The 23,256-nt window shown below is 53.0% G+C and carries 19 protein-coding genes; 12 read left to right on the top strand and 7 right to left on the bottom strand.

Annotated elements, in window-relative coordinates:
* Positions 1-37 precede the first annotated feature (37 nt).
* Complete coding sequence (locus tag PCI15_RS12740; RefSeq protein ID WP_271270340.1) at positions 38-274, bottom strand: cold shock domain-containing protein; 237 nt, start codon at positions 272-274, stop codon at positions 38-40.
* A gap of 253 nt (positions 275-527) precedes the next feature.
* Between PCI15_RS12740 and clpS the strand changes: the two genes are divergently transcribed.
* The gene (gene clpS / locus PCI15_RS12735) at positions 528-881 is read left to right on the top strand and encodes an ATP-dependent Clp protease adapter ClpS (protein WP_271270339.1); all 354 of its coding nucleotides are present in this window, start codon (positions 528-530) and stop codon (positions 879-881) included.
* Positions 882-894: 13 nt separating this feature from the next.
* Positions 895-3,156, top strand: coding sequence for an ATP-dependent Clp protease ATP-binding subunit ClpA (clpA, locus tag PCI15_RS12730; RefSeq protein WP_271270338.1), 2,262 nt, complete (start codon positions 895-897; stop codon positions 3,154-3,156).
* A 150-nt stretch (positions 3,157-3,306) separates the two neighbouring features.
* Here the strand turns inward: clpA and infA are convergent, their stop codons facing one another.
* The 4 genes from infA to trxB all read right to left on the bottom strand — a co-directional run bounded on the left by infA (position 3,307) and on the right by trxB (position 6,081).
* Positions 3,307-3,525 carry a translation initiation factor IF-1 gene (gene infA, locus PCI15_RS12725; protein ID WP_205656512.1) on the bottom strand — a complete coding sequence of 73 codons (219 nt, stop codon included), beginning with the start codon at positions 3,523-3,525 and terminating at the stop codon, positions 3,307-3,309.
* A 106-nt stretch (positions 3,526-3,631) separates the two neighbouring features.
* Positions 3,632-4,345 carry an arginyltransferase gene (locus tag PCI15_RS12720; protein WP_271270337.1) on the bottom strand — a complete coding sequence of 238 codons (714 nt, stop codon included), beginning with the start codon at positions 4,343-4,345 and terminating at the stop codon, positions 3,632-3,634.
* Positions 4,342-5,052 carry a leucyl/phenylalanyl-tRNA--protein transferase gene (aat, locus tag PCI15_RS12715; RefSeq protein ID WP_271270336.1) on the bottom strand — a complete coding sequence of 237 codons (711 nt, stop codon included), beginning with the start codon at positions 5,050-5,052 and terminating at the stop codon, positions 4,342-4,344. The genes PCI15_RS12720 and aat overlap by 4 nt, the downstream gene beginning before the upstream one ends.
* Before the next feature lie 81 nt (positions 5,053-5,133).
* On the bottom strand, positions 5,134-6,081 hold the full coding sequence (trxB, locus tag PCI15_RS12710) for a thioredoxin-disulfide reductase (protein WP_271270335.1): 948 nt from the start codon (positions 6,079-6,081) through the stop codon (positions 5,134-5,136).
* Positions 6,082-6,380: 299 nt separating this feature from the next.
* Between trxB and PCI15_RS23725 the strand changes: the two genes are divergently transcribed.
* The 6 genes from PCI15_RS23725 (at position 6,381) to PCI15_RS12675 (ending at position 14,377) form a co-directional block, all read left to right on the top strand.
* Complete coding sequence (locus PCI15_RS23725; protein WP_376787810.1) at positions 6,381-9,344, top strand: DNA translocase FtsK; 2,964 nt, start codon at positions 6,381-6,383, stop codon at positions 9,342-9,344.
* Between the two features lie 3 nt (positions 9,345-9,347).
* Complete coding sequence (gene lolA, locus PCI15_RS12695) at positions 9,348-10,037, top strand: outer membrane lipoprotein periplasmic chaperone LolA (protein WP_271270334.1); 690 nt, start codon at positions 9,348-9,350, stop codon at positions 10,035-10,037.
* Entirely contained in the window at positions 10,037-11,380 is a 1,344-nt protein-coding gene (locus PCI15_RS12690) for a replication-associated recombination protein A (RefSeq protein ID WP_271270333.1), read from the top strand. The genes lolA and PCI15_RS12690 overlap by 1 nt, the downstream gene beginning before the upstream one ends.
* Positions 11,381-11,389: 9 nt before the next feature.
* Positions 11,390-11,764: a fluoride efflux transporter CrcB gene (gene crcB / locus PCI15_RS12685; RefSeq protein WP_271270332.1), complete on the top strand. Its 375-nt coding sequence runs from the start codon at positions 11,390-11,392 to the stop codon at positions 11,762-11,764.
* A gap of 20 nt (positions 11,765-11,784) precedes the next feature.
* Positions 11,785-13,056 carry a serine--tRNA ligase gene (serS, locus tag PCI15_RS12680; RefSeq protein WP_271270331.1) on the top strand — a complete coding sequence of 424 codons (1,272 nt, stop codon included), beginning with the start codon at positions 11,785-11,787 and terminating at the stop codon, positions 13,054-13,056.
* Positions 13,057-13,168: 112 nt separating this feature from the next.
* Positions 13,169-14,377 (top strand): UbiH/UbiF/VisC/COQ6 family ubiquinone biosynthesis hydroxylase, encoded by a 1,209-nt coding sequence (locus tag PCI15_RS12675; RefSeq protein ID WP_271270330.1) that lies wholly within the window; start codon positions 13,169-13,171, stop codon positions 14,375-14,377.
* Between the two features lie 398 nt (positions 14,378-14,775).
* Here PCI15_RS12675 and PCI15_RS12670 read toward each other — a convergent pair whose 3' ends face one another.
* Entirely contained in the window at positions 14,776-15,306 is a 531-nt protein-coding gene (locus tag PCI15_RS12670) for a phasin family protein (RefSeq protein ID WP_271270329.1), read from the bottom strand.
* A 319-nt stretch (positions 15,307-15,625) separates the two neighbouring features.
* On the opposite strand from PCI15_RS12670, the gene PCI15_RS12665 reads away from it, so the two are divergent.
* From PCI15_RS12665 to mtgA, 3 genes are all read left to right on the top strand, one after another.
* On the top strand, positions 15,626-18,547 hold the full coding sequence (locus PCI15_RS12665; protein WP_271270328.1) for an insulinase family protein: 2,922 nt from the start codon (positions 15,626-15,628) through the stop codon (positions 18,545-18,547).
* Positions 18,548-18,615: 68 nt separating this feature from the next.
* Complete coding sequence (locus tag PCI15_RS12660) at positions 18,616-19,494, top strand: DMT family transporter (RefSeq protein ID WP_271270327.1); 879 nt, start codon at positions 18,616-18,618, stop codon at positions 19,492-19,494.
* A 78-nt stretch (positions 19,495-19,572) separates the two neighbouring features.
* Positions 19,573-20,307, top strand: coding sequence for a monofunctional biosynthetic peptidoglycan transglycosylase (mtgA, locus tag PCI15_RS12655; RefSeq protein WP_271270326.1), 735 nt, complete (start codon positions 19,573-19,575; stop codon positions 20,305-20,307).
* Between the two features lie 31 nt (positions 20,308-20,338).
* Here the strand turns inward: mtgA and PCI15_RS12650 are convergent, their stop codons facing one another.
* Positions 20,339-20,698, bottom strand: coding sequence for a DUF2750 domain-containing protein (locus PCI15_RS12650; RefSeq protein ID WP_271270325.1), 360 nt, complete (start codon positions 20,696-20,698; stop codon positions 20,339-20,341).
* A 209-nt stretch (positions 20,699-20,907) separates the two neighbouring features.
* On the opposite strand from PCI15_RS12650, the gene katG reads away from it, so the two are divergent.
* Positions 20,908-23,103, top strand: coding sequence for a catalase/peroxidase HPI (gene katG / locus PCI15_RS12645; RefSeq protein ID WP_271270324.1), 2,196 nt, complete (start codon positions 20,908-20,910; stop codon positions 23,101-23,103).
* Positions 23,104-23,256 lie beyond the last annotated feature (153 nt).

The following is a 23,256-nucleotide window of genomic DNA, read 5'->3' as shown; positions in this document are numbered from 1 at the left end:
AAGCTGCCTTTTATCGTTTGAAGTGGTTAGAAGTTGCTTATGAACTTTCCGCTTCTTCCAGTGCCGTAACTTCAATAGGTTTGATGTTGATCGCGTGGATACCCTTAGGGCCCGGTGTCGTCTCAAAGCTCACTTCCTGGCCAGCTTTTAAGCTTTTATAGCCATCGATAAGAATTACCGAATAGTGAGCAAATAAGTCTTCATCATGTTCTTGCGATATAATAAATCCAAAGCCTTTGGCGTTATTGAACCACTTGACTTTCCCTGTGTACATTGGTGTCCCCCAATTTCCGATTAAAACTGCGACCCTAAGCTCCGTGGGTCTGTTAACTGAACGACCTCTGTTGATACAATGTACTACAGCTGAGGTGCTTCCATGTTTCTGAAAATGTCTCGCAGGGACTACCGATACAACAAATTTATTATTCCTCCTGCAAAAAAAATTATAACATTCTTCGGACTTAGACGAGCATTACAACACTCCCCATTATGAGATATAAAAATTGGTAAAAATTGTGAAATGTGATATGCGTCATTTACAAACAACAATCCGTTGTTCTGCCGACGATCAGGATCCACATGATCATGGTACCGGCGTAGTCGAAGAAGTTGCAAAGCCTGAACTAAAACGTCCTTCAATGTACCAAGTACTATTGATGAACGATGACTATACCCCTATGGACTTTGTGGTGGAAATACTAATGGTTTTTTTCTCTATGAATCAAGAAAAAGCCACACAAGTTATGTTAACGGTCCATACTAAGGGTAAAGCTGTGTGCGGTGTGTATACCCGGGATGTCGCAGAAACAAAAGCAACTCAGGTGAATCAGTACGCTAAGGAGAGTAAGCACCCGTTGCTGTGTGAAGTCGAGCAAGCGTAGCGGAGCGATTATTATGTTGAATAAAGAGTTAGAAGATACGCTGAGTGTGGCTTTTAATAGTGCTCGTGCAAAACGTCATGAATTTATGACGGTTGAGCATCTGTTGCTGGCTTTGTTAGATAATTCAGAGGCCCATTCTGTATTACAGGCATGTGGTGTTGACGTTGATAAGTTAAGGGTCTCACTGGCCTCTTTTATTGAGGACACTACGCCTTTACTGCCGGACAATATCCCGGATCTTGAAACACAGCCCACGCTCGGTTTTCAGCGTGTGCTGCAGCGGGCGGTGTTCCATGTACAGTCCTCCGGTAAATCTGAAGTAACCGGCGCCAATGTGCTGGTGGCAATCTTCAGTGAACAGGAAAGTCAGGCGGTGTATGTGCTGCAGCAGCAGGGCATTGAGCGCATTGATATTGTTAATTATATCTCCCACGGGATTTCCAAGGTTTCAGATTCAGAAGAGCCGGCCGCACTGGATGATCTGAGTGAAGCCAGCCCTTCCACCGAGAAAGATAAGAGCCCGCTGGCCAATTATGCGGTGAATCTTAATAAAGAGGCGGAAGCGGGTAATATCGATCCGCTGGTTGGCCGTGATGATGAAGTTGAGCGGGTGGTGCAGATCCTTTCCCGGCGCCGTAAAAATAACCCGCTGCTGGTGGGTGAAGCCGGGGTGGGTAAGACAGCCATTGCGGAAGGCCTGGCAAAGCTGATCATCGAGGGTTCTGTTCCCGAAGTGATATCCGAGAGCACAGTGTATTCCCTTGATCTTGGCGCATTGCTGGCCGGTACCAAGTACCGCGGTGATTTTGAGAAACGCCTTAAGGGTCTGCTGAATGAAATCCGTAAGCTGGACCACGCGATCCTGTTTATTGACGAGATCCATACCATCATCGGGGCGGGTGCTGCTTCCGGTGGCTCAATGGATGCCTCTAATCTGCTTAAGCCGCTGCTGAGCTCCGGTCAGTTACGCTGTATCGGCTCGACCACTTTTCAGGAATTCCGCGGCATCTTTGAAAAAGACCGTGCTCTGGCGCGCCGCTTCCAGAAGGTGGATGTGCTTGAGCCGTCTGTCGATGATACTTACCGTATCCTGCAGGGGCTGCGCAGCCGCTTCGAAGAACATCATGAGATCACGTACACCGATAATGCGCTGCGGGTCGCTTCTGAGCTTGCTGACCGTTATATCAATGATAAACATATGCCGGACAAGGCAATCGATGTGATTGATGAGGCCGGTGCTTATCAGCGTCTGGTGCCTGAAGAGAAGCGTGCCGAGCTGATTGATGTGGCTGAAGTGGAAAGCGTGGTGGCCAAAATTGCCCGTATTCCGGTGAATAATGTCACCGCTTCAGATAAGGAACAGCTAAAAAAGCTGGATAAGAATCTGAAGATGGTGGTGCTGGGTCAGGACGAAGCAATTGATACCCTGTCTGCGGCAATCAAGCTGTCCCGTGCGGGCCTTAAAGAGCCGAACAAACCCGTGGGGTCATTCCTGTTTTCCGGCCCGACCGGTGTAGGTAAAACCGAGGTAACCAATCAGCTGGCCCGTATTATGGGCATTGAACTGATTCGCTTCGATATGTCGGAGTACATGGAGCGGCATACGGTTTCCCGTCTGATCGGTGCGCCTCCGGGCTATGTCGGTTATGATCAGGGTGGCCTGCTGACGGAAGCGGTTACCAAGTCGCCGCACTCTGTATTGCTGCTGGACGAGATCGAAAAAGCTCATCCGGAAGTATTCAACCTGCTGTTACAGGTAATGGATAACGGCACGCTGACGGATAACAATGGCCGCAAGGCTGATTTCCGCAACGTTATTCTGGTAATGACCACCAATGCCGGAGTTGAGCAGATGAGCCGTGCCTCAATCGGCTTTACGCATCAGGACCATACCACTGACGGTATGGAAGCGATCAAGAAGATGTTCACCCCTGAGTTCCGTAACCGTCTCGACGGTATCATTCAGTTCAAGGCTCTGCCGATGGATGTTATCAAAGGTGTGGTCGATAAGTTCCTGACTGAACTGCAGGTGCAGCTTGATGATAAGGGCGTTCAGCTGAATATCGATGATGCAGCCCGTACCTGGCTGGCAGAGAAAGGCTACGATGAAACCATGGGGGCGCGTCCGATGCAGCGTCTGATTCAGGAGCAGCTCAAGAAGCCACTGGCAGAAATGATTCTGTTCGGCGAGCTGTCTGAAGAGGGCGGTGAGGTCGAAATCAGCGTTGATGATAACAATGAACTGGCGCTGGATGTGGTCGCGGCAATGGCTTAACCGCTGTTGCTGCACCGGTAAAGCCCGGGCATAAAAAAACCGCTTGTGAAAACAAGCGGTTTTTTTTATTAAGGTCGGCGCTGGCGGACAGCTATTGATGCTTCAGTAAACAGCAGTTAGCTAATAAGTTGCAGAGCCGGAAAACCGTAATTAGCGGGCGCGGTAGGTGATGCGGCCTTTGGTCAGATCGTAAGGTGTCAGCTCAACTTTTACCTTATCGCCAGTCAGGATGCGGATGTAGTTTTTACGCATTTTGCCGGAGATATGTGCAGTCACAACGTGACCGTTTTCAAGTTCTACGCGAAACATGGTGTTAGGCAGTGTGTCGGTGACAACGCCTTCCATTTCAATACTATCTTCTTTGGACATTCAGTACCTACCTAGGTTGCTAATATTTGAAGCGCCGTATTTTGCCTCATTTATCGGGTATATCAAAGAGATTTCTCTGCATATTCTTTGCATATGTCGATTTGGATCATACATCTACGTTTAGCCACTCGCCCTGCAGCAACATTTCCAGCGGGCGGAAGCTGGTTTTGTACGACATTTTCTGGCAATCGCGTACCCAGTACCCCAGATAAAGATAGTCTTTATCCTGGCGAAGTACCTCTTCAATCTGCCATAAAATTGCATAACTGCCGAGGCTGCGACGGGTCTGTTGCGGATCAAAAAATGTATAAATCGCAGACAGCCCCTGTATCAGATCATCAATGACGGCGATGCCTATGAGTTGTTTGTCCGGCAGGCGAAACTCTATAAAGCAGCCCTGTTGCTGGCTTTCCACCAGAAAGGTGCTGAACTGGCTCTGGCTGGGAGGGTACATGTCACCATCGGAATGTCTGGCTTCAATGTAGCGGGCATAGAGATCATAGTATTCGTCGGTAAAGCGGGGGGCTGACTGGCTGATCAGTAAATCACTGTTACGGTTCCAGATCCGCTGCTGGCTTTTGCTGCGGTGAAACTCCCGTACCGGAATGCGGACTGAAATGCATGCCTGACAGTGGTTACAGTAAGGGCGGTAGATATGTTTGCCGCTGCGTCGAAAACCAAGGTCAGACAGCTGGCTGTAGGCGTCAGTGGCAATAATTTCGTGGGGATCCACAAACAGTGTCTTTGCCTGAACGCCGTCCAGATAGCTGCACTCATGCTCCGGCGTAGTATAGAAGTGTAACGTTTTGAGATTCGTCACTGGCTGCTCACTATGTCGTCTGTTGCCAAATCGAATTGCCAGGGATGTGTGCAGGGTATATCCAGATAGCGATCAAGATAGTGCTTAAATTCCGTTCTGGGGATGACCTCTGCTCCCAGGCTCGCCAGGTGATCGTTGTAAACCTGACAGTCAATTAAAGCATAGCCCCATTTTTGCAGTTGTTTGGCAAAAAATACGTAGGCAATTTTCGATGCATCCGTGCGACGGCTGAACATCGACTCACCGAAAAACAGCTTGCCGATGGCGATACCGTAGAGGCCGCCGATCAGTTGGCCATCTTCACGGACTTCTACAGAATGTGCGTGGCCCAGGTGATGAAGGTTTAAATATGCCTGCTGAATATCTTCGGTGATCCAGGTTTCCGGCTGGCCGGGCCTCGGCTGAGCGCAGGCGTTGATGACCGCCGCAAAGTCATTATTAAAACTGACGTCAAATCCTCCGCGGCGGATCCGTTTGCGCAGGCTTTTCGACAGGTGGATGGCTTCAGGGCGCATCACGCAGCGGGGGTTGGGTGACCACCAGAGGATAGGCTCATCATCAGCAAACCAGGGGAAAATACCTCGGCGGTAGGCGTTTAACAGCCTTTCCGGGCTGAGGTCGGCACCTGCGGCGAGCAGGCCATTGGGGTCGTCCAGTGCTTCTTCAATGGGTGGAAAGCTGCAATCGGGGGTAAGCCAGGGGATCATAGTGACGGGTATTAATCCTGATTAAAAAATAACGGCGTCCTGAAAGACGCCGTTAATGTATAGCAAAAAGCCTGATAAAGATCAGTTATCCAGGAAGGTTTCTGCGTCCAGCGCGGCCATGCAGCCAAAACCTGCAGATGTGATTGCCTGGCGGTAAACGTGATCGGCCACATCGCCGGCAGCGAAAACGCCGGGTACTGATGTCTGGGTGGCATTGCCGCTGGTGCCTGAGTTGATGGTCAGGTAGCCATCTTTCATATCCAGCTGACCTTCAAAGATACCGGTATTTGGCTGGTGGCCAATGGCAATAAATGCACCCTCAAGTTCCAGCTCCTGAGTGCTGTCATCGAGTTTGTTTTTAATCCGGATGCCGGTCACGCCCATATCGTCGCCCAGCACTTCATCCAGGGTGTTGTTCCAGATGATATTAATGTTGCCGTTTTTCGCCCGGTCGAGCACTTTATCCTGCAGAATTTTCTCAGCGCTGAAACTGTCGCGACGGTGAATCAGGGTGACTTCTGCGGCGATGTTGGAGAGATACAGGGCTTCTTCAACCGCAGTGTTGCCGCCGCCAATCACCGCGACTTTTTTACCCCGGTAGAAAAAACCATCACAGGTAGCGCAGGCACTGACGCCTTTACCCATGAAGGCTTCTTCTGAAGGCAGACCGAGGTATTTGGCTGATGCGCCGGTGGCGATGATCAGGGCGTCACAGGTGTACTCGCCCATATCGCCAACCAGGCGGAAAGGTCGCTGGGTCAGCTCGGTCGTATGAATATGATCGAACAGTACCTGAGTATCGAATCTTTCGGCATGGGCCTGCATGCGCTGCATCAGTTCAGGCCCTTGCACGCCGTCAACATCGCCGGGCCAGTTATCGACGTCGGTCGTGGTTGTCAGCTGGCCGCCGGCCTGCATACCGGTAATGACAACCGGGTTCAGGTTGGCGCGCGCAGCATACACTGCAGCGGTGTAACCGGCCGGGCCAGAACCAAGAATAATAAGGCGGTGATGTTGTACTTCACTCATAAGGAATGTCCACTCAGATAGCTGGGTAAAAGCCAGGGGGAAGTCAGGCGGATCAATGACGGTAACGCATGTGCCTGAGGCCGCTCTGCCGGTTATCAGTCCGGCGAATAATCTGGCATAAAATCAGTGGCCTATTATGCCTGTTTTCCGTTTAGAGACAAATTGTCCGGGATCAATTCGGTCAGTGGCCATAAAACACCTGTTTAAGGGCTAATTAATTACTACAGGCTGTGGGGCTGGGGACGCAATTATGCTATTTTTCGGGTATATGTTTTATGTTTGTGTGTGAGGGAATTTCGTTGAGTCAAAACAATCAGTTAAGCACCGAATCTTTTACAGATCTTGTCGCCCGGGTGATGAAAGAAGGCGGCATCATACTCTGGATCGGTTTAGCTGTTTTTATGCAGTTAGCGATGTTTGGCTATGACAGGCGGGACTCCGGCTGGTCCCATTTAGGCTATCAGCCTGAAGCGCGTAATTTTACCGGGCAAACCGGTGCCTGGCTGGCGGATCTGCTGTTTTCCATGGTGGGGGTTGCTGCCTGGATTGTGCCTGCACTGCTGATGTATCCGGCCATAAAATTTTTCTTCCGTAAGCAGGCGACACTGGTGGATGCTATTCCGTTTGTGATGGTGCGTTTAGTCGGGCTGGTGCTGTTCCTGTGTTGTCTGGCGACCCTGGCTGCAACGCATCTATCCAATGCCGGTGATGCTCTGCCGTTCAGTATGGGCGGGGTGATCGGCCAGGCTATTTCTGATTTAACGGTCAGCCTGTTCAGCCTGGTGGGCGGTACCGTCGTTCTCTGGACGCTGCTGTTATTTGCCCTGACCCTGTTTCTTGAAGTGTCCTGGGTAGCGGTGCTTGAAGGGATGGGGCGGTTTGCCCTGAATCTGACTGATAAAGTCTTAGGCCGGGACGTTGCCCGCGAAGAGGTGGCTCAGGAGCATACTGCCGTCGATTCTGAGATTGCCTATCAGCCTGAAATGGTTGCTAAACCACTGCCAATCGTTGAGGAGCCGCCGGTTCAGGAAACGTCAGTACCTGAGTCAGAATTTGCCATTGAAGAGCGCCCGTCGGCGCTGGATAAACTGAAGTCCCTGTTTTCCCGTCAGCGTGACTCAGCAGAACATGACGATTCTGCTATCACTGACTCAGTGCCGGGTGCTCAGGAAGGTGGACGCCGCGAACCGAGCTTTAATCTGGAACAGCCCCGGGGAGAGGACCTTAATGATCCGTTATTTGCGCCCCTTGATCAGCAGCCACGGCGGGCCGAACAACAGCAGGATCTGAATTTACGACCAGAGCCTGCAGCGGCACCTCGCCGCCCGGCCGATGCACGGCCGCCGTCGCAACGGCCTCAGCCGGCGGCAGAGCAAGCGCCGCAGCCAGTGGGGGATATTTTACAGAGGGCAGTGCCGCAGCGGGAGACCGTGCCGCCTCAGGATACACTGCACCGTCCGGAACAGGCATCACCCCGTCAGGCAGCCGTGCAGCCAGCAGCGCAGCCTAACCCAGAACCCCGTCAGGTTGCGCCAGCTGAAACGGAGATTGATCCGGATTCTGTACCCATTGTCGGGATGGAAACAGCAGTACCCTCTGCGCCTGCAGCATCTGTTGCGCCTGCCGCTCAACAGACGGCATATGTTGAGAGCGAGCAGCGCAAGGGTGTAAAAATTGTGCCTTTATCAGAAACCCACGTGCCGATGAAAGATAACGAGCTGGGTTTGGATAAGGCTGCAATGACCAAGCGCCGTCAGCCCCGCCGTAAGATTCCTTCAATGGATCTGATGGACCCGCCTGAGCTGAAGCAGGGTCATTGTTATACCGATGAGCAGCTGGAGCAGATGTCCCGCCTGTTGGAAAGCAAACTGAAAGACTTTGGCATTGTTGCCGAAGTGGTAGAGGTGAATCCAGGCCCGGTGATTACCCGCTTTGAGTTACAGCCTGCACCCGGTGTGAAAGCCAGCCGGATCACTAACCTGGCGACAGATCTGGCCCGTTCCATGGCTGTGATGAGTGTGCGGGTGGTTGAAGTTATCGCTGGTAAGTCAGTCATCGGCATCGAAATACCAAATGAAGAGCGCCAGATGGTGCGGCTCAGTGAAGTACTTAATTCCAAGCCTTACATTGAGGCATCGTCCAAGCTGACACTGGGTCTGGGTAACGACATTGCCGGTAACCCGGTGGTTGCCAATCTGGCGAAAATGCCTCACCTGCTGGTAGCCGGTACTACCGGTTCCGGTAAGTCAGTCGGGGTTAATGCCATGCTGCTTAGTCTGTTGTACAAGGCTACCCCTGAAGAAGTACGTCTGATGCTGGTTGACCCCAAGATGCTTGAGCTTTCCATTTATGAAGGCATACCGCACCTGCTGGCACCGGTTATTACTGATATGAAAGAAGCCGCCGGCGGTTTGCGCTGGTGTGTGGCGGAAATGGAACGCCGCTATCGGATCATGGCTAAGATGGGCGTCCGTAATATTGCCGGATTTAACGATAAGCTGCAGGAGGCCCGGGACCGCGGTGAGCCGCTGCTGGATCCTCTGTGGAATCCTGAGGAAGAAGGCTTGCCTGCTGATTCGCCGGCACCTTATCTGGAATCTTTCCCGTACATCGTGGTCTGTATCGATGAGTTTGCTGACATGATGATGGTCGTGGGTAAGAAAGTTGAAGAACTGATTGCCCGTATCGCTCAGAAAGCGCGGGCAGCCGGTATCCACCTGATCCTGGCGACCCAGCGACCATCTGTTGATGTTATAACCGGTCTGATTAAAGCCAACGTGCCGACCCGGATAGGTTTCCAGGTGTCATCAAAAATTGATTCACGGACGATTCTTGACCAGAGCGGCGCCGAGCACTTGCTGGGCAACGGTGACATGCTGTATCTGCCGGCAGGCAGCAGCTTGCCGAACCGGGTGCACGGTGCGTTTGTCAGTGATGATGAAGTCCACCGGGTAGTGGAAGCCTGGAAGAAGATTGGCAGCCCTGAGTACCTGATCCATGATCTGTCAGAAATGGTTGAAGGTGGCGGTAGCAGTGGTGGCAGCTTTGGCGGTGATGATGAGCAGGATGCCTTGTATGATGAAGCAGTTGCCTTTGTGACAGAGACCCGTAAAGCGTCTATTTCATCGGTACAGCGCCGGCTGAAAATCGGTTATAACCGTGCAGCAAGAATGATAGAAACAATGGAAGCGGCAGGCGTGATTTCCAGCGCCGGCAGTAACGGTGCCCGTGAGGTGCTGGCGCCGCCTCCGCCTAAGGATTAATACATGTTAAATACGTTTGTAAAACGCGGTATACAGCTGGCCGGTGCCGTGGCACTGGCGGGCTGGGTAGGCTTTGCTTCAGCGGAAGCGGATCTGAATAAAGATGCCAGCGCTGAGCTACAGGGGCTGCTGAGCAGTTTTAACAGTCTGAGCGCTGAGTTTGAACAGGTTTCGGTGGCCGGTGACAGCCGCCGTACGGAGCAGTCACGCGGTGAGCTGGTTGTCGCTAAGCCTGACCGTTTCAGCTGGCTGGCGAAAGAACCGTTTCCGCAGCAGATTATCAGTGACGGCGAGTACATCTGGATTTATGACCCTGATCTTGAGCAGGCAACCCGTAAAAAGGCTGATCAGCAGAATGCCGGTGTACCGGCGCTGATCCTCAACGGACAGGTTGATGAGCTGAAGGCAACCTATAAAATTCGCCTGATCCATGAAGAAGGCGCGAATAAACTCTTTGAGCTTTTGCCGAAAAGTGACCAGGAGATTTTTACCCGGGTACGGTTACTCTTTACTGATGGCGTGATTGCAGAGTTGCAGCTGGAAGACTCTCTGGGGCAGCGCAGCTCAGTGCAGTTTTTTGAGCAGCAACTGAATCCGGTTATCAGTGAAACACAGTTTAGCTTTGATGTTCCCGAAGGTACCGACGTGATGTACGATCACGGCACAGAAAACGGTATTGACGGAGCAAATTAATGGCAGATCTGTTCAGCGATCTGGAAAACGAGGCTTATCAGCCACTGGCAGCAAGAATGCGGCCGGTGAAGTTAACCGATTACTGTGGCCAGCAGCACCTCCTGGGCGAGGATAAACCGCTGCGTAAGGCGCTCGAGCAGGGCGCTGTGCACTCGATGATTCTCTGGGGGCCGCCGGGAGTGGGAAAAACCACACTGGCCAAGCTGCTGGCACACCATGTGGATGCCCATTTTATTACGCTTTCCGCGGTACTCAGTGGTGTAAAGGATATTCGTGCAGCGGTTGATCAGGCGCAGCATGTAAAGGCGCAGTCCGGTCGCAAAACCATTCTGTTTGTGGATGAGGTACATCGCTTTAATAAATCGCAGCAGGATGCATTTCTGCCATTCATTGAAGACGGCACATTTCTGTTTGTCGGGGCAACGACCGAGAACCCATCGTTCGAGTTGAATAACGCATTGTTATCCCGGGCGCGGGTCTATTTACTGCGCAGTCTGAATGACAGCGATATTCTGCATTTACTGGAACGGGCCATTAATGATCCGGATAAAGGTGTGTCGCAGCAGCCGCTGATTTTCGGTGAAGGCGCGCTTAATAAGTTAGCACAGGCGGCTGATGGCGATGGCCGCCGCGGGCTGAATCTTCTGGAGATAGCTGCTGATCTGGCGGAGCGTCAGGCTGACGGCTATCACGTGGATCAGGCGGTGATCGAAGAGGTGCTTAAATCCAGTGCCCGCCGGTATGACAAACAGGGTGACCTGTTTTACGACATGATTTCTGCCTTTCATAAATCTGTCAGGGGGTCTTCACCGGACGGTGCCCTTTACTGGTATTGCCGGATGCTTGATGGTGGCTGTGATCCACTGTATGTGGCCCGCCGACTGGTGGCGATTGCCTCTGAAGACATCGGCAATGCGGATCCAAGGGCCATGCAGGTGGCGTTGTCGGCCTGGGATGCGTTCGAGCGGGTTGGCCCTGCTGAAGGGGAGCGAGCCATCGCTCAGGCAGCTATTTACTGTGCCAGCGCGCCCAAGAGTAATGCGGTGTATATGGCGTTTAATCAGGCTAAGGCGGATGTCCGTGAAGACCCCGGTTATGAGGTGCCGGTGCATTTGCGTAATGCGCCTACCAGCCTGATGGCTGATCTGGGTTATGGCGCAGAGTACCGCTATGCCCATAATGAGCCGGATGCTTACGCTGCCGGTGAAAGTTATCTGCCGGAAGAAATTGCTGAACGCCGCTACTATCATCCGGAGCCCCGCGGGCTGGAAATCAAAATTGCCGATAAGCTTGAATACCTGCGCGCACTGGATGCTGCCAGTGATAAACAGCGCTACCCTTAAGGAGGCCGTATGCTGCAGCTGGTGTTTGTTGCGTTAGGTGGCGCGCTGGGCGCACTGGGCCGTTACTGGGTGAGTAATCATATTGTCAATAATGCCCGCTACGAACTGCCCTACGGGACCCTGCTGTGTAATGTGCTGGGCTCCTTTCTGATGGGGATCTGCTTTGTGCTTGTGCTGGAGAAAGCCAGGCTCAGTCCGGAGATGCGGCCGTTGCTGATGGTCGGCTTTATGGGTGCGTTTACAACTTTTTCCACCTTCTCGCTGGAAGCCGTGACCCTGTTGCAAGAAGGGCATATAATGTCTGCCGCAGTGTATGTGTTACTTAGTGTTTTACTGTGCCTGCTGGCGTTATACGCCGGTTTATGGTTTACCCGCTTAATCTGATTAAGGTTATATCTGACATCATGCTAGATCCTAAATTTATTCGTTCAAATCCTGAGGAAGTTGCACAGTTACTGGCTAAAAAAGGTTACCAGTTTCCTGTGGATGAGTTTAACGCGCTGGAAGCGCAGCGCCGCGAAGTGCAGGTACAGGCTGAGCAGCTGCAGAGTGAGCGAAATACCCGATCGAAAAATATCGGTAAGGCCATCGCAGCAGGTGAAGATGCTGAAGCGCTGAAAGCTGAAGTACGTGAGCTGGGTGAAAAGCTGGACAGCAGTAAAGAATCCCTGCGTGAGATTCAGGAACAGATGGACGCCATTCTGATGGGCGTACCGAACATCCCGCACGAAGACGTACCGGAAGGCGCGGATGAAGACGATAACGTTCTAGTGCGCACCTGGGGTGAGCCAACACAGCTGGATTTTGAACCCCGCGATCACGTCGATCTGGGCGAACTGAGCGGCGGTCTGGATTTTGGCACAGCGGCGAAGATCACCGGGGCCCGTTTTGCGGTATTGCGTGGCGGTATTGCCCGCATGCACCGTGCACTGATCCAGTTCATGCTGGATACACACAGCAGCGATCACGGTTATCAGGAAACCTATGTGCCATACATGGTGAATGCTGATTCCCTGCGCGGCACCGGCCAGTTGCCTAAGTTTGAAGAAGATCTGTTTAAAGTACCGGGCGAACGGGATTACTACCTGATTCCAACCGCTGAAGTACCGGTTACCAATATCGTCCGTGATGAAATTGTTGATGCTAATCAACTGCCAATGAAGTTTGTCTGCCACACACCCTGTTTCCGCAGTGAGGCCGGCAGCCATGGTCGTGATACCCGCGGCATGATCCGTCAGCACCAGTTTGAAAAAGTTGAGCTGGTACATGTGGTTGAACCTTCCAAGTCATGGGATGCACTGGAAGAACTGATAGGTAATGCAGAAACCATTCTGAAGAAACTGAACCTGCCGTACCGGGTTGTTACCCTGTGTGGCGGTGATCTGGGCTTCAGTGCGGCAAAAACCTACGATATCGAAGTATGGTTGCCAGGTCAGCAGAAGTACCGTGAAATCTCTTCCTGCAGCAACATGGCAGACTTCCAGGCCCGCCGTATGATGGCGCGCTGGCGTAACCCTGAAACCGGTAAGCCTGAACTGCTGCATACCCTGAACGGTTCCGGTCTGGCGGTTGGCCGTACCCTGGTGGCTATCCTTGAGAACTACCAGACTGCTGAAGGTAAGGTGAAAGTACCTGAAGCACTTCTGCCATACATGGGCGGCATTACTGAGCTTTAATCCTCCGGTAAACGGAAGTGTGGTTGCTCAGTAAGGGCAGAAGAGCGATCTGAGGATCGCTCTTTTTGTATCTGCAGCAGATAAAATTCACCGGGTGAACGGTTAACTGACAATGAAAAAATATGATGTGCTGATTGTAGGCGGCGGCATGGTAGGGGCAAGCATTGCCTGTGCCCTGGGAGGCTCAGAGCTCAGTGTTGGGGTTATTGAACTGCGCATGCCGGCGCCGTTTGACCATAGTCAGGCCCATGATATGCGGGTGTCTGCTATCAGTTTGGCGTCAGAAAATATTCTCCGTAATGTCGGTGCCTGGCCCGGCTTACAGAATAAGCGGCTGTGTCCTTACCGCCGGCTGAAAACCTGGGAAGTAGACGCCGACCGGGCTGCTACGGAATTTAACAGCGCAGATATTGGCGAAGACCATCTGGGTCATATAGTTGAAAACCGGGTTATTCAGCTCGGGTTGCTGGAACAGCTTCGGCAATGCGCTAACGTAGACCTGATTTGTCCGGCAGACATTACCGGCATTGATTATGCGGCCGGTGCCAGCATTATAACCCTGGCGGATGGTCAGCAGGTGTTTGGCCGGCTGCTGATAGGTGCAGACGGTGCCCAGTCTAAAGTCCGCAGTCAGGTAGGGATTGGCGTGCACAGCTGGGATTATGAGCAGCATGCGCTGGTGGCTTCTGTGACCACTGAGCTGCCGCAGCAGGATATAACCTGGCAGCAGTTTACGCCGACAGGACCGCTGGCGTTTCTGCCTCTGAGCGGTCATCAGGGCTCGCTGGTGTGGTACAACACACCGGCTGAAGCGCGCAGGCTGCTGGCCCTGAGCGATGAGGCTTTTCTTGCAGAAGCACAGAGCCGCTTTCCTGACTGTCTCGGTGGTATTACCGGCTTGCTTGGCAGGGCGGCGTTTCCCTTGCGGCGTCAGCATGCGCAGCAATACGTTAAAGAAGGCGTTGCGCTGGTGGGGGATGCAGCCCACACGATTCATCCGCTTGCCGGGCAGGGCGTGAACATTGGTTTGCTGGATGCGGCAGCGCTGGCTGAAGTGTTACTGGATGCAACCCGGGCGGGTGAAGATATTACCGGCAAGGAGGTATTAGGCCGGTATGAGAATCAGCGGCGCAATCAGAATCTGCTGATGATGCAGGTAATGGACAGTTTTTACCGTCTGTTCAGTAATGATCATCTGCCGCTGAAGCTGCTGCGTAATCTAGGCCTTGGGGCTGCCGGTAAACTTGGCCCGGCCCGTAACCGGGTGATGCGTTTTGCCATGGGGCTTGAAGGTCCGATGCCTGAGCTGGCTCGCCGGTAAAAAAGCACCCTGCATGGCAGGGTGTGGAGAACGGCAATGACTGCCGTTTAGGAAGAACGCAGCGGGTCTGTTACATCAGGGGGTGATGTGGCCTGGCCAGAACAGGTACCGCTGCAGAGCAAATCGTTGGGACGCTTTTCTGCGCCCTTTTTAGCACGCTTATTCAGAGCGCTTATTCAGAACCTTTATTCAGCGAGCAGGCTCAGATCTTTGCCTCTGACTGTTTTGGCGCTGCTGTCTTGCTGGCTGCTGTCGTTGCTGGTTTCGCTGCAGAGCCCGGTACTGTTTTATCCGCTTCTGCCGTTTTCGCTGCTGGCTGGGTTGCTGTAACCGGAGGCTTAGCCGGGGTAGGCGCTGTTTTCACTTCAGGCTTTTTGGCTGGCTGGGCGGCAGCAGCTTTAGGTGCTTGTTTTTTTTGCAGCAGTCTTCTTTGCAGCAGGTTTCGTGGCTGCTTTTTTAGGTGCCGTGCGCGGGGCGGCTTTGGTTGCCGCAGGGGTGATGGCCGGTGTCGTTGCGCTGGCGGCTGGTGCTGCACCTTCTGCTGTAAAATCCGGCAGGCCGGTCATGGTCAGCAGTTTGCCTACTTCATCTATATACTGCAGTTCAGACTGGGTAATGCTATCCAGATTGGTTTTAACAATGTCGCTCAGTTCGCCGGATGCTTCGTTGATGGTTGCCAGTTCTTTTTCAGCCACTTCAGAAAACTGGTCTTCTATGCGTTTGAAGAACTTCACCTGCAGATCCAGAAACTGCTGAGGATCAGTGGCCACTGTCAGTTCCTGTATTTGGGACAGGGTGGTGTTGACCAGACTGTTCATGTAGTCCGACTGCAGCGCAAACATCTTTTCTGCTGCTTTCTGATTGATCTCTACCATGTCCATCACCGGGCGGAATGATGCCTGAACGTCCTTAAACATATTTTCATACATATTGTTCACCTTCGCAGTAGTGTTATGTTGCAGTGCAACAAAGCTGGTTAAAATATAAGCATGGTGTTCCTTCAAGTCAAACCTTTTTGTGCACTGCACAAGGTAGCCTTTGGTCGTAACTGAACAGTGGCACTTTTTGATTGCAACCCCGTGACAAAAGCGTGACAGAACTGTCATACCCGGGGAGGTTGAGGTTTCCCGGATATTTTTCAATGTCTTAGTCAGCAAATTAGTTATCAAACTTAGTCATCAAACCCAAGCGTTCCGGGACATTTCGGATTACAATGCACCAAACGGTTTTACAAAAGGCATAGGATTTATGAACCAAGCAGCTACGCAACAGGCCTGTCATTCTGCGTTTCAACTGCAGCGCAGCCAGCCGATCGAATCGCTGGATATAGTTATAGAGGAATATCAGCATAAGCAGACCGGCGCGCTGCATTACCATATTCAGAGTGAAAATCAGGAAAATGTATTCCTGGTGGCGTTTCGTACTGTGCCTGAAGACAGCACCGGTGTGGCCCATATGCTGGAACATACGGCGCTGTGCGGCAGTGAGCGTTATCCTGTCCGTGACCCGTTCTTTATGATGACCCGCCGCTCCCTGAATACGTTTATGAACGCGTTTACCAGCAGTGACTGGACGGCATATCCTTTTGCCAGCCAGAACCGTAAAGATTATTTTAACCTGCTGGACGTGTATCTGGATGCGGCTTTCTTCAGCCGTCTTGACCCTCTGGATTTTGCTCAGGAAGGTCACCGCATTGAGTTTGAGGAACCGGGCAATGCAGACAGCCCTCTGGTCTATAAAGGGGTTGTGTTTAATGAGATGAAAGGGGCCATGAGCTCAGTGGTTTCCACTGTCTGGCAAACCCTGACCAAGCATCTTTTCCCGACGACGACTTATCATTACAACAGTGGCGGTGATCCGGAATGTATTCCGGATCTGAGCTATGAAGAGTTGATTGAGTTTTATCGCAGTCATTACCACCCGACCAATGCTGTATTCATGACATTCGGTGATATTCCGGTGGCTGAGTTGCAGGAACGGATGGAGACACTGGCGTTGTCCCGGTTTGAAAAACTGGATACTACGATCAGTGTCAGCGATGAAAAACGTTACCATTCACCGGTCCGTGTCGAAGAAGCTTATGCGCTTGATCAGGATGATGTTGACAACAAAACCCACCATGTTCTTGCCTGGCTTATCGGGCCAAGTATCGATTTAGAACAACAGCTTAAAGCGAACTTGTTATCCAGAGTCTTATTAGATAACAGCTCGTCTCCGCTGCGTTATGCACTGGAATCTACCGAGCTGGGGCTGGCGCCTTCGCCGTTGTGCGGCCTTGAAGACAGTAACCGTGAGATGGCGTTCATGTGTGGTCTGGAGGGCAGTAACCCGGAACACGCAGCAGCGTTTGAGCAGTTGGTACTGGAGACCCTGCAAAAGGTGGTTGATGAGGGTATCGACCAGAGTCATGTTGAGGCAGCACTGCATCAGCTGGAACTCAGCCAGCGTGAGCTGAGCGGTGATGGTTACCCGTATGGGATGAACCTGATTCTGTCTTCCCTGTCTTCTGCGATTCACTGTGGGGACCCGATTGCGTTGCTGAACCTGGATCCGGTGTTAGAAAAACTGCACGATGAGATTAAGCATGAGGACTTTATTCCGGGCCTGATCCGTGAGCTGTTACTGGATAATGCTCACCAGGTGCGCCTGACCATGCGTCCGGATACTCAGCTGAGCCAGCGTAAGGATGCGGCTGAGGCTGCCCGTCTGGCGAAGATTAAGGCGACTTTTTCAGATGCAGAAAAGCAACAGGTTATTGAACAGGCTGCTGCGCTTGAAGCACGTCAGAATGAGCAGGATGATGAATCCGTGCTGCCTAAGGTAACCATTGCAGATGTACCGGCTGAAATGCGCATTCCGACCGGCACCGATCATCAGGATAAAGTGGATTACAGCTTCTATGCTCAGGGTACCAACGGTCTGGTCTATCAGCAGGTGATTATGCCGTTACCGGCGCTGAGCGCTGAAGAAATTGAATTGCTGCTCCTGTACAGTGACTGCGTCACCGAACTGGGGTGTGGCGGACGTGACTATCAGCAGAATCAGGCGCTGCAGTCACAGGTATCCGGCGGGGTGTACGCCCACAGTACCCTGCGTGGCAGTATTGATAACGAACAGAGTGTTTCCGGCTATTTTGTGGTGTCAGGCAAGGCTCTGGTAACTAAGCAGCAGGCATTGACTGAGCTGCTGAAAGAAACCCTCGAAACCGTTCGTTTTGATGAGCTGGCGAAAATCCGCGAGCTGGTTTCCCAGCGCCGTACCCGTAAGGAGCAGAGCATCACTGGTCAGGGACACAGTCTGGCAATTGCAGCGGCCTGCAGTGAGCTTGCACCGGCGGCGAATGTCAGTCATTTGCAGCGTGGTCTGGCCAGCATTAAGGCGGTTAAGGTGCTGGATGATGCACTGGCAGATGATGCCCGTCTGCAGCAGTTGGGCGAACAGCTTCAGGCGCTGCACAGCAAAATGACTGATGCACCGCGCCGCTTCCTGCTGGTTGCTGAGCCGGAGCATGAAGCGGAGCTGGTTGCTGATTTGTGTGAACGCTGGCAGGGCCATGAATCCCGCAATTTTGCGCCACTGGCGCTGGCAGAAACCCGTCAGGTGGTTAAACAGGCATGGACCACCAGCACCCAGGTGAACTTCGCTGCCAAAGCCTATGCCACCGTTGCGGTTGAGCATCCGGATGCTGCCCCGTTAACCGTACTGGGTGACTTCCTGCGTAACGGCTTCCTGCACCGGGCAATCCGTGAGCAGGGTGGTGCGTATGGCAGCGGTGCCGGTCAGGATTCTGCCGATGCGGTATTCCGTTTCTTCTCGTACCGTGACCCGCGTCTGAGTGAAACACTGGATGATTTTGACGCTTCCCTGCAATGGCTGGCAGACAATGACCACGATGAGCAGAAGCTGGAAGAAGCGGTGCTGGGGATTGTCAGCAGCATCGATAAGCCAGGTTCTCCGGCGGGTGAAGCCAAACAGGCATATCACAGTGAGTTGTTTGGCCGTACACCGGAACAGCGCAAAGCCTTCCGTCAGCGTATTCTGGAGGTCAGCATTGCCGATCTGAAACGGGTAGCTGCTGAGTATCTGCAACCTGAAAAGGCCAGTGTGGCAGTGGTTACCAATCCGAGCGGTGCGGAGCAACTCAAAGGCTTTGACGTTATCAGCATCTGATAACCGCTGCGTCCGAATCAAGGCACTGATGTTCTCAGTGCCTTTCTTTTTTCTGCAAAGTGAAACCTATGTCCGTCAGTCGTGTGATTGAAAGCAAGGGAAGCATTTATCAGGGCGCTGCGCTGATACTTATATCTGAACTGTTTCTGGTGGGTTCAGGCATGGCCATCAAGCAGATCGGTGATCAGTTACCGGTAGAGATGATTGTGTTTTTCCGTAACCTGCTGGGGGTCATGCTGTTATTGCCCTGGTTGCTCAATAACGGACTCAGTGCCATCCGTACCAGCCGTTTGCATCTGCACTTTATGCGGGCCGGCGTGGGGGTGGTTGCGATGGGGTGCCTGTTTTATACCTGGGGGCATTTGCCACTGGCACAGGCTGCATTGCTAAAGCAGACAGCGCCTTTCTTTATGCCGGTGCTGGCGTTCTTCTGGCTTGGGGAGCGGGTTGGCTGGCTGGTTAAGGTTTCCATTGTCATCGGTTTTAGCGGTGTCTATCTGATCCTGAATCCTCAGGAGGGGGCGTTTAACTGGGTGGTTCTGGTCGCGCTTTGTGGTGCATCTCTCGGCGCGCTGGCCAAGGTGACGGTGCGTAATCTGCGCAGTACTGAACCTGCCCGGCGGATTGTATTTTATTTTGCCTTCTTCAGTACACTGATTGCCTTTGTGCCTGCGGTTATCGGCTGGCAGCCGCTGACCTGGCCGTTATTTGGGCTCTTGGTGATAGTGGCGGCCTGTTCAACACTGGCGCAACTGTTGCTCAGTAAAGCCTACGGGATGGCGCCTGCAGGACAGCTGGGGCCTTTCACCTATGGCTCAGTCGCATTCGCGGTATTGCTTGGCTGGTTTATCTGGGATGAGGTGCTGGCAACCCATACCTGGATCGGGATCGGTCTGATTTGCGGCGCGGGTCTGGTGGCTATGCTGGGTAAAGCCCGGTCTGCCTGACCGGAATTCACTTTCTGTATGACGTATAAGCCGGTATGATGGCGATTTTTTGTACAGCAGTCAGGTAGGTTTATCGCCGTGTGGTTAGCAGGTTCAGGTATCAGAAAGCGGATTCAGCACGTCAGGTTACGCCTTAAGCGTTGGGTTCTGGGTATGCTGCTGATGGTGTGTCTGTTGCCGTTTGCGCTGGTTGCCAGTGTGAAGTTTATTGATCCGCCGGTCTGGTCCTGGCAATTCCAGCGCTGGATCGATACTCCGGATCAGTATCCTGAAACGGTGCTGCACCAGTGGGTTGATCTGGCGGATATCTCCGACAATATGCAGCTGGCGGTAATTGCCAGTGAAGATCAGTTATTTCCCGAACATGACGGGCTGGACTGGGATTCTATCGATAAAGCGCTGGCCGACCGTAAGGCGGGTAAGCGTACCCGCGGGGCCAGTACGATCACGCAGCAAACGGTGAAGAATCTGTTTCTCTGGCCGGCAAAGAGTTATGTGCGTAAAGGGCTTGAGGCCGGGCTGGCGGTTATCATGGATGCCATGTGTGATAAGCAGCGGATTCTTGAGCTTTACCTGAATATTGTAGAATTCGGGCCGGGTATCTATGGTGTGGAGGCTGCCAGCCAGCACTTCTTCAGCCGTTCAGCTAAGCAGTTAACAGCCCGTCAGGCGGCGTTGCTGGCCAGTGTGTTGCCGAATCCTTACCGCTTTAATGTCTCGGCCCCGAGCGATTATATGCAACAGCGGGTGCGCTGGATCATGCGGCAAATGCGGCAGCTTGGGGTTGCCACGGTAGCCGGTTTGCAGCGCTGAGCCGGCTATTTCATGGGCAGGAAAGCGGTGGTTACGAATTCGCTTTCTTAATTGCTTTTCTCAGGTCTGCATCCAGATCTTCCGGGTGAATTACCAGACCGTCCTGATTTTCTTTCGGTGATACAACCACACAGAACTCATCTTCTTCCAGACCGGCAGTCCAGCGGTGCTGCCAGACTTTCAGTGGGATGGCTTCCGGTTCACAGTCTTTCCATTCGTCGCTGATCCAGGCGGCAGCTTCTGCTTCGCTGGCCCATACCGGCACACAGTCTTCGTCGTCAGTGTTGAGCATTACGCTGCCGTGCTGATCGGTAAGAATCCAGACTTCCTTCTGGTTGGCAACGGCGCTGAGAAAGGCGTTGTAATCCTGGTCGTTGTTTTGCTGGGTCATAATTTTTCACTGAGTTTGAAGATAAGAGGCGCGCATACTGCCCGGCTTTGGTAGCCGGGTCAATCACTCCTGTAGCCCGTCTATTTATAAAAAACTATTAAATATAGAAAATTAATTAATTATCCGTAATCGCCATCTGTTTCTATAGTTTCATTACTCCCGTACTGAGCATAGCGGGGAGATTCCAATAATGACAGGAGATCAGGCCGATGAGTGAACAAGGTAAATGCCCCGTAATGCACGGGGCAAATAAGCAAATGGCGACCGGCAGTACCGCTAACCGTCACTGGTGGCCCAACCAGCTGAACCTTAAGATTCTGAGTCAGAATACGGCGCAAGTAAGCCCGATGGATAAAGGCTTTGATTACGCCAAAGCGTTCAGTGCACTGGACCTTGATGCGCTGGCAAAGGACGTGGATGCCCTCATGACGGATTCGCAGGATTGGTGGCCCGCGGATTACGGGCATTACGGTCCGTTATTTATCCGTATGGCCTGGCACAGCGCGGGTACTTACCGGACTCATGATGGACGGGGGGGCGCCGGTACCGGATCGCAGCGTTTTGCACCGCTGAACAGCTGGCCGGATAACGGTAACCTGGATAAAGCCCGGCGTTTACTCTGGCCAGTAAAGCAAAAGTACGGTGAGGCTATTTCCTGGGCGGATCTGATGATTTTTGCCGGTAACCGGGCACTGGAAACCATGGGGCTGAAGACCTTTGGCTTTGCCGGCGGCCGTGAAGATATCTGGGAGCCGGAGGAAGATATTTACTGGGGGCCTGAAACTGAGTGGCTAGGGGATCAGCGTTACAGCGGTGACCGCGCGCTGGACAATCCGCTGGGGGCGGTACAGATGGGGTTGATTTACGTTAACCCTGAAGGCCCGAATGGTAATCCTGATCCGCTGGCATCTGCCCGTGACATCCGGGAAACTTTTGCCCGGATGGCCATGAATGATGAAGAAACCGTAGCGCTGGTGGCCGGCGGCCATACTTTCGGTAAAGCACACGGGGCCGGTGACCCTTCTCATGTGGGGGCCGAGCCTGAAGCGGCAGCTATTGAGGAGCAGGGACTGGGCTGGAAAAATACCATGGGCAGCGGTAAGGGTGGTGATGCCATTACCAGCGGTATTGAAGGGGCATGGACCAGTAACCCGGTACAGTGGGATAACGGTTTCTTTGATGCGTTATTAGGCTATGAGTGGGAGCTGACCAAGAGTCCTGCCGGTGCCCATCAGTGGACGCCGACTGCAGCGTCACAGTCTTCCGGTGCGCCGGCGGCCCATGATGCTGATCGCCGGGAGCCGCTGATGATGACCACCGCTGATATGGCGTTAAAACTGGATCCGGTGTACGGACCGATTTCACAGCGTTTCCATCAGCACCCTGAAGAATTGGCGGAAGCATTTTCCAGAGCCTGGTTTAAGCTGACGCACCGGGACATGGGGCCGTACGTGCGTGGTCTGGGGGCGATGGTGCCGGCAGAACCACAGTTATGGCAGGATCCTGTACCTGAGGTGTCTCATCCGCTGATTGATGAAGAGGATGCGCAGAACATCAAAGCGGAGATCCTGGCGACCGGGTTAACCCTTTCTCAGCTGGTATCGACCGCATGGGCGTCGGCTGCCACGTTCCGCGGCAGCGATATGCGCGGTGGCGCGAACGGCGCACGGTTGCGTCTGGCACCGCAGAAAGACTGGAGTGTGAATAATCCCGCTCAGTTGGAGGGTGTGCTGCAGTCGCTGGTCAGTGTGCAGCAGGCGTTTAACTGCTCACTGGCTAATGACAAACAGGTATCTCTGGCGGATGTGATTGTGCTTGGTGGCGCAGCAGCCATTGAGCAGGCTGCCGGAAACGCTGGTTTTGCTGTCAGCGTACCTTTTAATCCGGGCCGTACCGATGCGACGCAGGAGCAGACTGACATTGAATCATTCAGTGCGCTGGAGCCGGTTGCTGACGGATTCCGTAACTTTGCCGTGCCTAACCATGTGCGTCCGGCGGCTGAACTGCTGGTGGATAAAGCGCAGCTGCTTACCCTGACAGCACCGGAAATGACGGTTCTTGTCGGTGGTATGCGCATGCTGAGTGCCAATACAGGGCAGAGCCGCCACGGCGTATTCACGAAACAGGCTGATACTCTGTCGAATGATTTCTTTGTCAATTTGCTGGATATGAGTACCCAATGGCAGAAGTCGGCAACTGAGGAGGGTGTCATTGAAGGCAGTGACCGTGCGAGCGGTCAGCTGAAGTGGACTGCCACTGAAGTTGATCTGGTGTTTGGCTCGAACTCTCAACTGCGGGCCATTGCTGAAGTGTATGCCAGTGCCGATGCCGGTGAGAAATTTGTGGCGGATTTTGTCTCAGCATGGGCGAAAGTGATGGACCTGGACCGGTTTGATCTGAGCTAAGATAAGCCTCCGGCACCCGGGTCACGGCAACGGCATTTCGGTTAATTCCGGGGTGCCGTTTTTCTTTGTCTTTCACGGGTAGGAAAATGTAGTCAGGAAAAAAGGCAGCCACCGGCAAATAGCTTTGCCGGTGGCTGCAAAGGGACGCGGTTG

The sequence above is a fragment of the Aliamphritea hakodatensis genome (assembly GCF_024347195.1).
GTDB lineage: Bacteria > Pseudomonadota > Gammaproteobacteria > Pseudomonadales > Balneatricaceae > Amphritea > Amphritea hakodatensis.
The sequence above is the reverse complement of the archived record's forward strand: the minus strand, read 5'-3'. Positions and strand labels throughout refer to the sequence as shown.